The sequence below is a fragment of the Elstera sp. genome (assembly GCF_044372965.1).
Taxonomy (GTDB): Bacteria; Pseudomonadota; Alphaproteobacteria; order Elsterales; family Elsteraceae; genus Elstera.
This window is the reverse complement of record NZ_JBILQX010000107.1, coordinates 1-11,624: the sequence shown is the minus strand read 5'-3', so window position 1 is coordinate 11,624 and position 11,624 is coordinate 1. Positions and strand designations below refer to the sequence as shown.

General features: G+C 62.5%; 9 protein-coding genes. All 9 read left to right on the top strand.

Annotated features, from left to right (window positions below; all coding sequences use genetic code 11):
- Nucleotides 1–162: 162 nt before the first annotated feature.
- On the top strand, nucleotides 163–1,113 hold the full coding sequence (locus ACIQ36_RS13350) for an aspartate carbamoyltransferase catalytic subunit (RefSeq protein WP_395830054.1): 951 nt from the start codon (nucleotides 163–165) through the stop codon (nucleotides 1,111–1,113).
- Nucleotides 1,114–1,115: 2 nt separating this feature from the next.
- Nucleotides 1,116–2,405 (top strand): dihydroorotase family protein, encoded by a 1,290-nt coding sequence (locus ACIQ36_RS13345; protein WP_395830052.1) that lies wholly within the window; start codon nucleotides 1,116–1,118, stop codon nucleotides 2,403–2,405.
- Nucleotides 2,402–2,998 carry a glycerol-3-phosphate 1-O-acyltransferase PlsY gene (plsY, locus tag ACIQ36_RS13340; protein ID WP_395830050.1) on the top strand — a complete coding sequence of 199 codons (597 nt, stop codon included), beginning with the start codon at nucleotides 2,402–2,404 and terminating at the stop codon, nucleotides 2,996–2,998. The genes ACIQ36_RS13345 and plsY overlap by 4 nt, the downstream gene beginning before the upstream one ends.
- 90 nt (nucleotides 2,999–3,088) lie before the next feature.
- Nucleotides 3,089–4,603 (top strand): hypothetical protein, encoded by a 1,515-nt coding sequence (locus tag ACIQ36_RS13335; RefSeq protein WP_395830048.1) that lies wholly within the window; start codon nucleotides 3,089–3,091, stop codon nucleotides 4,601–4,603.
- 43 nt (nucleotides 4,604–4,646) lie between these two features.
- Nucleotides 4,647–5,768 carry a DNA-processing protein DprA gene (gene dprA, locus ACIQ36_RS13330; RefSeq protein ID WP_395830046.1) on the top strand — a complete coding sequence of 374 codons (1,122 nt, stop codon included), beginning with the start codon at nucleotides 4,647–4,649 and terminating at the stop codon, nucleotides 5,766–5,768.
- Between the two features lie 37 nt (nucleotides 5,769–5,805).
- Nucleotides 5,806–8,538: a type I DNA topoisomerase gene (topA, locus tag ACIQ36_RS13325; protein WP_395830044.1), complete on the top strand. Its 2,733-nt coding sequence runs from the start codon at nucleotides 5,806–5,808 to the stop codon at nucleotides 8,536–8,538.
- A gap of 6 nt (nucleotides 8,539–8,544) precedes the next feature.
- Nucleotides 8,545–10,836 (top strand): ribonuclease R, encoded by a 2,292-nt coding sequence (gene rnr, locus ACIQ36_RS13320; protein WP_395830042.1) that lies wholly within the window; start codon nucleotides 8,545–8,547, stop codon nucleotides 10,834–10,836.
- Nucleotides 10,837–10,876: 40 nt separating this feature from the next.
- A complete protein-coding gene (locus tag ACIQ36_RS13315) occupies nucleotides 10,877–11,272 on the top strand; it encodes a DUF983 domain-containing protein (RefSeq protein ID WP_395830040.1) in 396 nt (131 codons plus the stop codon).
- A gap of 68 nt (nucleotides 11,273–11,340) precedes the next feature.
- Nucleotides 11,341–11,624 (top strand): hypothetical protein (locus ACIQ36_RS13310; protein ID WP_395830038.1); only part of this gene is annotated, 284 nt, incomplete at its 3' end.

The following is an 11,624-nucleotide window of genomic DNA, read 5'->3' as shown; positions in this document are numbered from 1 at the left end:
CTTCCATCAACAATCGAGCCAAGATAGCCTCCTCAGAAAGCTATCTTGAATCACGCTTTAGGCAATTTGGGAATCCAGTTTGTCAACGGCTCCTAGATCACGCGATCTTGTCGGCGGCGGGATCTTGTCGGGGCCGGGTCTGGCCCCTATGATCCCGCCGCCATGACCTACCAATTCAGTCACCGTCACCTGCTGGGGATCGAGGGGCTCAACCCGCTCGATCTGCGGTATCTGTTAGAGCGCGCCGAAAGCTACGTTGCGCTGAACCGCCAAACGGAAAAGAAGATCGCCACCCTGCGGGGGCGGACGATCATCAATCTGTTTTTCGAAAATTCGACGCGGACGCGCACCAGCTTCGAGCTGGCGGGCAAGCGCTTGGGCGCGGACGTCATCAATATGTCGGTCGCCTCGTCCAGCGTCAAAAAGGGCGAAACGCTCATCGATACCGCCATGACGCTGAACGCCATGCACGTGGATGTGCTGGTGGTGCGCCACGGCGAATCGGGCGCGCCGCATCTTTTGGCCCGCAAGCTCAACTGCGCCGTCATCAATGCGGGCGACGGCACCCACGAACACCCGACGCAAGCGCTGCTCGACGCCCTTACCATTCGCCGCCGCAAGGGGCGCTTGGAAGGTCTGGTGGTCGCGATTTGCGGCGATATCGCCCACAGCCGCGTCGCTCGCTCCAATATTCTGCTGCTGAATGCGCTGGGGGCGGAAGTGCGCGTCGTTGCCCCGCCAACGCTGCTTCCGGCGGAAATTGACCGGCTCAACGTGCGGGTCTTCCACTCGATGCGCGAAGGCCTCGTTGATGCCGATATCGTTATGATGCTGCGCCTGCAAACCGAACGGATGCAGGGCGCGCTGATCCCCTCCATGCGGGAATATTTCCACTTCTTCGGCCTGGACCGGGAGAAACTCGCCGTGGCGAAACCCGATGCCGCCGTGATGCACCCCGGTCCGATGAACCGGGGCGTCGAGATCGACAGCGACCTTGCCGATGATATCGACCGCAGCCTGATTAACGAGCAGGTGGAAATGGGCGTCGCCGTTCGTATGGCCTGCCTGGATGTGCTCGCCGAACGCCTGCCGACGACCGAGGGGGGGAATTAGAGATGAGCCTTCCCCCGCTTCTCCTTAAAAACGCCCGCTTGCTCGATCCGAGCGCGGGCACCGACCGGCCCGGCGACGCGCTGATCGTCGACGGCAAAATCGCCGCCACAGGAACCGGCCTCACGGCCCCCGAGGGTGCGGAAATACTGGATGCGCGCGGGGCTTGCCTCGCCCCCGGCCTTATCGATCTGCGCACTCACGGGCGCGATCCGGGGCAGGAGCATAAGGAAACCCTGCGCACCCAGGTCGATGCCGCCGTCGCGGGCGGGATTACGGCGATGGGCGTCATCCCCGACACGGAGCCGGGAATCGAAGACCCAACCTCCGTTGCCTGGCTCGTTCAGCGCAGCCGCGCGCTCGGCAAGGCGCGGGTGCTGCCCTATGCGGCGATGACGCAAGGGCGTAAGGGCCAACAGCTTACCGAGTTCGGCCTATTGCAAGAGGCGGGGGCCGTTGCCTTTGCCGATGGGGCGAAAGCCACCACCGACGCGCTGGTGTTGCGCCGGGCGCTCGCTTACGCCCGTACCTTCAATGCCGTACTCTTCACCCACCCGGAAGACCGCGCCCTCACCCGCCACGCCTGCGCCACCGAGGGCGAATATGCTACCCGCCTCGGGCTCCCCGCCGCCCCGGCAGCCGCCGAACTGCTGCAAGTTCAGCGCGATTTGCTGCTGGCGGAACTCACCGGCGGGCGGCTGCATATCGGCCCGATCACGACCGGCGCGGCGGTGGAGGCTATTCGCGCCGCCAAAGCCAAGGGCGTGCGCGTGACCTGCGATACAGCGGCGGCCTATATCACCCTGAATGAAATCGCCATTGCCGACTATCGCACCTTCACCAAACTCAGCCCGCCGTTGCGCAAAGAAGAGGACCGGCAAGCAATCATCGACGGGCTCGCCGATGGCACCATTGACGCTTTAAGCTCCGACCATACGCCGGAAGATCAAGACGCGAAACGCCTGCCCTTCGTGGCCGCCGAGCCGGGGATTATCGGGCTCGAAACCCTGCTGCCGCTGGGCCTTGCACCAGTTCATCAGGGGCGCTTAAGCCTAATGGACCTGTTGCGCCGCCTCACCGTGGCTCCGGCGGCGATCCTGGGCCTGCCGATGCCGAGCCTTTCGGTCGGCGCGGTCGCCGATCTGGTGTTGTTCGATCCCGATGCGCCGGTGCGGCTCAGCGCGGAGAAAATGCGCTCGAAATCCAAGAACACGCCGTTCGACGGGTTCCCAAGCCAAGGCAAGGTTTTGGCAACGCTGGTGGACGGCCGCATCGTGTATCGGCGGCCGGCATGACCGGGCCGCTGCTGTGGGTTGCCGTTGCGGCGGCGGCCTATTTTCTGGGGGCGATCCCTTTCGGCCTCGTGCTCACCAAACTCGCCGGGCTGGGCGATATCCGCAAGATCGGTTCCGGCAATATCGGCGCGACGAATGTGCTTCGCACGGGCCGCAAAGGGCTCGCCGCCGCCACCCTACTGCTCGACGTCGGTAAGGGGGCTCTGGCGGTTCTGCTGGCCCGCTGGTTCGTTGCCGACGATCTCGCGCCGCTCATTGCCGGGGTCGCCGCGTTCTTGGGGCATCTCTACCCGGTTTGGTTGCGGTTTAAGGGGGGTAAGGGGGTTGCAACCGCGATTGGTCTTTGGCTGGCCCTCGCTTGGCCGGTTGGGGTGAGCGCCTGCGGGTTGTGGCTGCTAACCGCCTATCTGGGGCGGCGCTCGTCGCTTGCAGCGCTCGTCGCCATCGGCCTGACGCCGCTTCTCGCCTGGGGGTTCTCGACGCCCGTCGTCGCCCTTGCGGCGCTACCTGTATCGGCCCTGGTCTTCTGGCGACACCGCGAAAATATTCGGCGGCTTCTCGCGGGAACCGAGCCCAAAATCGGCAAATCTTAAAAAGTAGCTAAGAATCGATCCTAACAAGAGTCTCTATCCATCTGAAAAACCTCATGCTATAGTCATAAATAGTGACACGTGAGGTCGCGGATGACGCAAGATAAGAAGCCCGGTTTTTTGAAACGGCTGGCCGATGCGTTGTTCGAGGAGGAACCAGAGCCGAGCCCGATGCCCCGCCCAAAGCCTGCCGCGCAACGCCCCGTTGCTGAGCAGACCGTAGGCGACCCCGCACCAGGACTCGACCCCGCCTTTGACAGCAATGAAGCCGCCCAAATCAGTGCACGCCTAGCCGCGTTGCATGATGAGGACGGTCGTGTTCCGGTTAATCACGCACCTGTCGATTGGGATTTCGACGAAGATTTCGGTGCGCTCGCGGTGACTGAAAAGGCGACCGATGTTGCCGTTTCGCAGGTCGTTTTCGCGGCAAAGCTGCAAGAAGTCATCGAAAAAGGCGATAAGGGCAGCGCGGGTAAGTTACAACTGCTGAACCTGGATGAAATCAAGCGCGAAGCGGGCGACCGTTGGGAGCAGATGGCCGAAAAGGCCCAGGTTATCGCGGAACAAGTGATCCGCCACCGGCTCGCCCCCAGCGATGTTGTTGCCCCCTACGATGACCACAGTTTCATCGTTCTCTTTGCCGAATTGACCGAAGAGCAGGCCCGCCTAAAAGCCGCAGCGATTGCGCGTGAAGTGCGCGAGCGCCTGCTGGGCGAATTGGGCGTGAAAGATCACGGCTGGGTCAAAGCCTTCGTAACCGATATCGAAACGCTTCAGAACGCTGCCGCCGGTGCCACGCCGGAAGAGGCCGTGCTGAGTTGGAATAGGGTCTTCGAGGCCGAAGAAGATTGCGCCCCGCCCCTACCCGGTCCGCAGACCATTGATGCCGAGCTTCAATCGCGTCTTGGGGAAGTTGGGATCTCCTACCGTCCAACGTTGATGACCGCCAAGGGCGTGATTGGCATTTATGTGCCCCATATTCTTCGGCTCGACGCCTTGAACCGGATTCATATGGGGGCGGCTGCTTTTCCGCATAATGATGCCGCCGTGACCTTCGAAATGGATAAGGCGGCTGCTAAACGCGCGGTGGATCAGGTTAGGATCGCCCTCAAAGCGGGGCAGCACACAGGCTTGCTGCATATTACGCTGCACACGGGTTCGCTCGTCACCCACTCCAGCGGGCTGATTATCGATATGTTCCGGGCCTTGCCGCCGGAGTTCAGGCGCTTTTTTATCATTGGGATCAACACGCAAACCCCCGGCGTACCGCAAACGAAACTCTGGGAAGCGCTGGCCGCCATTCAACCTTTCTGCCGGAGTGTAACGGCCCAGGTCACAACCGAGTTTTCGGATTTCGACCGGCTGGCGCGGGCGAAAGTTTCGGCGGTCGGGATTGACCTTGAAGAGCCCGATATTGGTGACATTACCCCGACGAGCTTGACCCGAGCTATTTTGCCGCTGGCCAAACACGCGGCAAAAGCGGGGCTCCAGTCGTATCTCTACGGAATAAAGCGGCGGGAGATCGCCCGCGCGGCCAAAGATGCCGGCTTTACTTACCTGAACGGGCCTGCGATTGCCGCTAATACGGCGCAACCTGTAATCGCGTAAGCCGCTTGACCGCTTAGCAGACGGGCGGCACTCTAAGCGCGTTATGGCGACCGCTTATTCCCGAGAAGACCGGCTGCATCGGCTGCGCCTCATCCGCAGCGAGAATATCGGCCCGATTACTTTTCATCAGTTGCTGGCGCGCTTCGGCAGTGCGGAGCGCGCGCTTGCGGCAATCCCCGATCTTGCCAAACAGGGGGGGCGCGGCAAGGCGCTAAAGCTCGCGTCTCTATCGTCCGTCACGGCAGAAATCGACCGGGTGGCGGCTTTGGGCGGGCGCTTGCTGTTTTGCGGCGAGCCCGATTATCCACCGCTCTTGGCCCAATGCGACGATGCGCCGCCCGCCCTGTGCGTGAAGGGCGACGTGCCACTGCTGCGCCGCCCCTGCATCGCCCTCGTCGGTGCGCGCAATGCTAGCCTCAATGGGCAACGCTTGGCCGAACAAATGGCGCAAACCTTGGCCGAAGCCGGGATCTGCGTGATTTCGGGTCTTGCGCGCGGCATCGACGGGGCGGCCCATCGCGGCGGGCTCGCGGGCGGGGCGACCGGCGCGGTGATTGCAGGTGGCATCGATATCGTTTACCCGCCCGAGCACGAGGCGCTTCAGGCCGAGATTGCCACGCGCGGCATTCTGATTGCCGAAATGCCCCCCGGAACCCAGCCCCAAGCCCGGCATTTCCCCCGCCGAAATCGCGTTATCGCCGGAATTGCGCTTGCCACCGTCGTTATAGAGGCAGCCGAGGGCAGCGGCTCCCTGATTAGTGCACAACTCGCCGCCGATTACGGGCGGGAAGTAATGGCGGTGCCGGGCTCCCCGCTCGATCCGCGTGCCAAAGGCTCGAACAAGCTGCTGAAGACTGGCGCGACTTTCGTCGAGGATGCCGCCGATATTCTCTCGGCCCTGCCGCTGCTGAGCGGGCACCTCGCCGAGCCGCAACCAGACCTTTTCCGCACCCCGCCGCCCCCCGATCCCGAGACGGCGGAGCTTGCCCGCGCCCGACCAATTCTGCTGGAGATGTTGTCGCCCTCCCCCGTCGCGGTTGACGAATTGCTACGGCGGTGTCAATTCTCCCCTGCTGTCGTGCAAACCATTCTTCTGGAATTGGAGCTTGCAGGGCGGCTAGAACGCCACCCCGGCGGGCAAGTTGCCCTGCTGATGGGGCGCTAACACACGCTATCCCCGGGGCCGGGAGAAGACAGGGTTCATGAACGTCGTCATCGTCGAATCGCCCGCTAAGGCCAAGACGATCAACAAATATCTCGGCTCCGACTATACGGTCATCGCCTCCTATGGCCATGTCCGCGACCTGCCGGCGAAAGATGGATCGGTTCTACCGGACGAAGATTTCGCTATGGCCTGGGAAGTCGAAGACCGGGGTGCAAAGCGGATTTCCGACATCGCCAAGGCGGTGAAGGGCTCGAGCCGCGTTTTCCTCGCAACCGATCCGGATCGCGAAGGCGAGGCGATTTCCTGGCACGTGCTGCAATGCCTGAACGACCGTAAGGTTTTGAAGGGCGTTGATGTGAAGCGCGTGGTGTTCCACGAAATTACCAAGGCCGCCGTCCTCCACGCCGTCGCCAACCCGCGCGACATTAATCAAGAGCTGGTGGACGCGTATCTCGCGCGCCGGGCGCTCGATTATCTCGTCGGCTTCACCCTCTCGCCGGTGCTGTGGCGCAAGCTGCCGGGAAGCCGCTCGGCGGGGCGTGTCCAATCGGTGGCGTTGCGCTTGATCTGCGAGCGCGAATCGGAGATCGAAGTTTTTAAGACCGACGAATATTGGTCGGTGGATATCGATTTCCTCACCGCCAAAAGCGAAAATTTCACGGCGCGCCTGACCCATCTGAACGGCAAGAAGCTGGATAAGCTGACACTCGGGGAAAAGGGTGCTGCGGATGCCGCCGTTGCCGTGGTCAATGCCGCGCAGTTCCGCGTCGCCTCGGTCGAAAAGAAGCAGAGCAAGCGCCACCCCGCGCCGCCGTTCATTACCTCGACCCTGCAACAGGAAGCCAGCCGCAAGCTCGGTTTCGGCGCGCAGCAGACGATGCGCATTGCCCAGAAGCTCTATGAAGGCATTGAGCTTGGCGGCGAGACGGTCGGTCTCATCTCCTATATGCGAACCGATAGCGTCACCCTCTCCGGTGAAGCTATCGGCGGCTGCCGCCGCCTCATCGCGCAGGATTATGGCGACAGTTACCTGCCGAGCAGTCCGCGCGCCTATAAATCGAAATCGGCGAACGCCCAGGAAGCCCATGAGGCGATCCGCCCGACGGATCTGTTCCGCCGCCCGAAGGACATGGCGCGCTACCTTGATCAGGATCAAGCCCGGCTCTACGAGTTGATCTGGAAGCGCACCATTGCCTGCCAGATGGAAAGCGCCGTGCTGGATCAAGTCGCCGCCGACCTTAAGGCCCAGGATGGGTCGGCCCAGGCCCGTGCCAACGGCTCCACTATTCTGTTCGACGGCTTCTTGAAACTCTATCTCGAAGGCCGCGACGACGCCGAGGATGAGGAAAGCGGCATGCTGCCGCCCCTCACCGAAGGCGATGGCGTGAAGCGCCTCGACACGCGCCCGGAGCAGCATTTCACCCAGCCGCCGCCGCGCTACAGCGAAGCGAGCCTGGTCAAAAAGCTGGAGGAACTCGGCATCGGGCGGCCCTCAACCTATGCCTCGATCATCCAGGTTTTGCAGGATCGCAATTACGTAACGCTTGAGCAAAAGCGCTTCGTGCCGGAAGATCGCGGGCGGTTGGTGACGAGCTTCCTTGCCTCCTTCTTCGACCGCTACGTTGAATATGATTTCACCGCCAATCTCGAAAACCAGCTCGACGATATTTCGGCGGGCCGGATCGATTGGCGCGCGGTGCTGCGGGCCTTCTGGGAGCCGTTCATCAAAGCGGTGGATGGCACCAAATATCTGACCATCACCCAGGTCATCGATACGCTCGATGCCGCCCTGGGCGACCATTTCTTCCCGGATCGCGGCGACGGCAAGAACCCCCGCGCCTGCCCCGCCTGTACCGAAGGCCGCCTGGGCCTGCGCCTTGGGCGCACCGGCGGTTTCATCGGTTGCTCGAATTATCCCGAGTGCCGCTACACCCGCGCGCTGGCCATTGAAGGCGGCGACGGCGAAGCCGATGGCGAGTTGGCCGGGCCGAAGCTGCTGGGGGATGATCCCGCAACGGGTCTTCCGATCACCTTACGCAAAGGCCCCTACGGCATCTACGTGCAGTTGGGTGAAGGTGATAAGGAGAATAAACCGAAACGCGCCTCGCTCCCTGCGGGTGTGAAGCCCGCCGATGTCGATCTCGACCGCGCTATCTCGATGCTGGCCCTGCCGCGCAGCATCGGCAAACACCCGGAAACCGGCGATGAGCTAACCGCCGGTGTCGGGCGCTTCGGCCCCTATATCAAACACGGTAAAGCCTATACCTCGCTCCCCAAGGGCGAGGATGTGCTGAGCATCGGCCTCAACCGCGCCGTCGTCGTGCTGGCGGAAGCGGCAGAGCGGGCGAAAAACCGCGCGGTCAAAGATCCGGGTAAGCCGCTCGGCCCCCATCCGGGCGGGATCGGCGATATCGCCTTGCACGACGGCAAATACGGCCCCTATGTCGAAGTCAACGGCGTCCGTCAAACGGTGCCGAAGAATATCGACCCCGCAACCCTGACCGCCGATCAAGCGGCAGCCCTGCTCGCGCCCAAGCTGCTCGAAGCCGAGAAAAGCGGGAAGAGCAAAGCCAAGCCGAAGGCGAAAGCCGCAACGGCGAGCAAAGCCAAAGCGCCTGCCAAGACAGCGGCGGCAAAAGCCCCTGCGAAGGCCAAGGCTCCTGCCGCGAAGAAAACCACGAAGGCCGCAACCGCCGATGAGGGCGACGCGCCTGCCAAAACGACACCAACCCGCGCGCGCCGGACAAAACCCGCGCCCGTGGCCGAGTAGGATATTGTGATCCCCCATCCCCCCAAGAAGAAAACCGCCGCGCCTTTTCCGACGCGCGAGCAAGTTATTGAGTTTCTAAAAGAAAATCCCGACGCAGGCCGCCGCCAAATCGCCCGCGCCTTCAACATCACCGGCGACGAGCGTATTCAGCTTAAAATTCTGCTGAAACAAATGGACCGCGACGGCCAAATTGAAGGCGGCCTCAGTCGGACCGAACCGCTCGCCGCCGTAGCGGTCATTCAGGTGCGCTCGCTCACCCTCGATGGCGAGCCGATTGCCGAACCCGTGGGTTGGAGCCGCAACGAGCCGCCGCCGAAGATCTTCATTGCCGATAACGGCAAGATCGGCGCGGTCGGCCTTGGGGATCGGCTGCTGGCGAAGCTGGAGCGCGAAGGGCGCGACTATCTCGCCTTCCCCATCCGGCGCTTGACGTTCAGCCCGCAAACCGTGGTTGGCGTGTTCGAAAAAACCCCCACGGGCGGCTTCATCAAACCCGCCGATAAGCGCGACCGCGAAGAATATCGCGTTGCCCGCGCCGACGTGGGCGACGCTCGCTCCGGCGAATTGGTGAAAGCTGAACTCATCCCCCAGCGCGGCACCGGCGAAAAGCGCGTGCAGATTACCGAGCGCTTGGGCATTTTTGGCGAGCCGCGCACCTTCAGCCTCGCCGCCATTGCCGCCGCCGATATTCCGCTGGATCAACCGGAGGGCGCGCAGAAGGAAGCCGAAGCGGCCAAGCCCGAAACTCTGGGCGACCGGGCTGACCTGCGCGCCATTCCACTCGTCACCATCGACGGCAGCGACGCGCGCGATTTCGACGATGCGGTGTTCGCCGAAGCCGATACCGACCCCGATAATAAGGGCGGCTGGCATCTGCTCGTCGCCATTGCCGACGTTTCGCACTATGTGCTGCCCGGCTCGGCGCTCGATATTTCGGCGCGGGACCGCGGTAACTCGGTCTATTTCCCGGATCGCGTCGTGCCGATGCTCCCGGAAGCCTTGTCGAACGATCTCTGCTCGCTGCGCCCAAACGAGGATCGCGCCTGTTTGGCCGTCCATATCTGGATCGACGCCAAGGGCCGCAAACTCTCCCACCGCTTCGTGCGCGGCCTCATGCGCTCCACGGCCCGGCTGACCTACGAGCAGGTTCAAGCCGCCATGGATGGGCATGCGGAAGACCTCACCGCCCCACTGCTGGAGCCGGTCATCCAACCGCTCTACGGCGCCTTCAAAGCGCTGCTCGCCGCGCGCAACGAACGCGGCACGCTCGACCTCGACCTTCCCGAGCGCGTCGTGTCGGTCGATCAGGAAACCGGGGCCGTTCTCAGCATCAGCCCGCGCGCGCGGCTCGATAGTCATAAGCTCATCGAAGAATTCATGGTTCTCGCCAATGTCTGCGCGGCGGAAAGCCTGGAGCAGGCGCAACAGCCCTGCGTCTACCGTATCCACGATCAGCCCTCGATGGAAAAGCTGACCGCCCTGCGCGACTTCCTCAAAACCCTGGAACTGCCGCTCGCCAAGGGCCAAGTGCTGATGCCGAAACATTTTTCGGCGTTGCTCGATAAGGCGGCTAATACGCCTTATACGCAGATGGTCAGCCAGATGGTCCTGCGCAGTCAGGCGCAGGCCTGCTATAGCGTCGAAAATATCGGCCATTTCGGCCTTGCGCTGCGCCGCTACGCCCATTTCACCTCCCCCATCCGCCGCTACGCCGATCTTATGGTGCATCGCGCGCTGATCCGGGGGCTGCACCTGCCGGGCCAGGGTGCTTTGCCGGAAGGGCAAGACGCCGAAGCGCTGGAAAAGATCTGCGATCACATCACTATGACCGAACGTCGCGCCGCCGCCGCCGAACGGGAAGTGCAAGACCGCTATACCGCTGCCTATCTTGCCGGGCGGCAGGGCGAAATCTTCCCTGGGCGCATTACCGGCGTTACCCGCTTTGGGCTGTTTGTGCAGTTGCAGGAAACCGGGGCCGATGGGTTGATCCCGATCCGCACCTTGCCGTCGGACTTTTATCATCACGATGAAAAGGCCCATGCCCTTGTCGGCGACCGAACCCATCGCATTTTCCGCTTAGGGGAAACCTTATCGGTGCAACTGGTGGATGCCGATTTGGTCACGGGCGGCGTGGTTCTTGCTTTGGTTGAGGGCGAAGGGCCTGCCGAGGGGCAAACCGTGCCGGGTAGCCCTGCACGCAAACCGGCGCGGGGCCGTCCGCCCGGCTTAAAACCGGCGGCAGCCCGCCCGGCACGCCGGGGTGGTGCGCCGGAAACGCGGAAGAAGCGGCGCACCTAGTCTGCTAGGTTAGCGGTGCCCTTAACGGAGTTCTTGGATCATGACCGAGCATTTTGGCACTGAAGTAATCGTCGAGCGCCGGTCAATCCTGCCCGCTATGCTCAAGGGGGCGAAGCGCTGCTGCCCGCAGTGTGGCGAGCGGCGTTTGTTCACCAGCTATCTGAAAATAGCCCCCACCTGTACCCATTGCGGGGTGATTTTTTCGGACTACCGCGCTGATGACGGCCCCGCCTATTTCACCATCTTCGCCGTTGGCCATATCATCATTCCGGGGATGCTGGTGGTGGAACAGGCCTATTCACCGCCCAATTGGGTGCATATGGCCCTGTGGTTGCCGATGACGGTTCTGCTAAGCCTTGCCTTCTTGCCGCTCATCAAGGGCGCGGTGGTAGGGCTGCAATGGGCCTTGGATGTTAAAAGCGACGATCAACGGTAAATCATAGCCCTGGCAACAGAGACCTTGTGGTTTCCCTCTGACGTGCAAGGCAGACGGTATTGAGTGCGATGAGTAAGCTGCTGACAGGAACAAGCCGGTTAATTCTGGGAACCGCCCTCTTCGTTTTGGGCGGTTGCGGTGCGGGCGCAAACGACGGCGGTGCGGCGTCGGGTTTCGGCATTATAAGCCAGGTTAAATCAGCCGGGCTCTTCGGAACGTCTGCCGACGAAAAAGCGCGCGCCGACGGCCAAGACGGGCGCGTTCCCGTTCGGGACATGGAAGAGGTCCTGACCTTCGTCTACAAGAGCGTTAGTGGCAATTACATTGATCGCACGTCAATGCGCCCTCTCGT

Coding starts and splice junctions, on each gene's coding strand:
- ACIQ36_RS13350 (WP_395830054.1), top strand. CDS start 163: ATGACCTACCAATTCAGTCACCGTCACCTGCTGGGGATCGAGGGGCTC.
- ACIQ36_RS13345 (WP_395830052.1), top strand. CDS start 1,116: ATGAGCCTTCCCCCGCTTCTCCTTAAAAACGCCCGCTTGCTCGATCCG.
- plsY (WP_395830050.1), top strand. CDS start 2,402: ATGACCGGGCCGCTGCTGTGGGTTGCCGTTGCGGCGGCGGCCTATTTT.
- ACIQ36_RS13335 (WP_395830048.1), top strand. CDS start 3,089: ATGACGCAAGATAAGAAGCCCGGTTTTTTGAAACGGCTGGCCGATGCG.
- dprA (WP_395830046.1), top strand. CDS start 4,647: ATGGCGACCGCTTATTCCCGAGAAGACCGGCTGCATCGGCTGCGCCTC.
- topA (WP_395830044.1), top strand. CDS start 5,806: ATGAACGTCGTCATCGTCGAATCGCCCGCTAAGGCCAAGACGATCAAC.
- ACIQ36_RS13315 (WP_395830040.1), top strand. CDS start 10,877: ATGACCGAGCATTTTGGCACTGAAGTAATCGTCGAGCGCCGGTCAATC.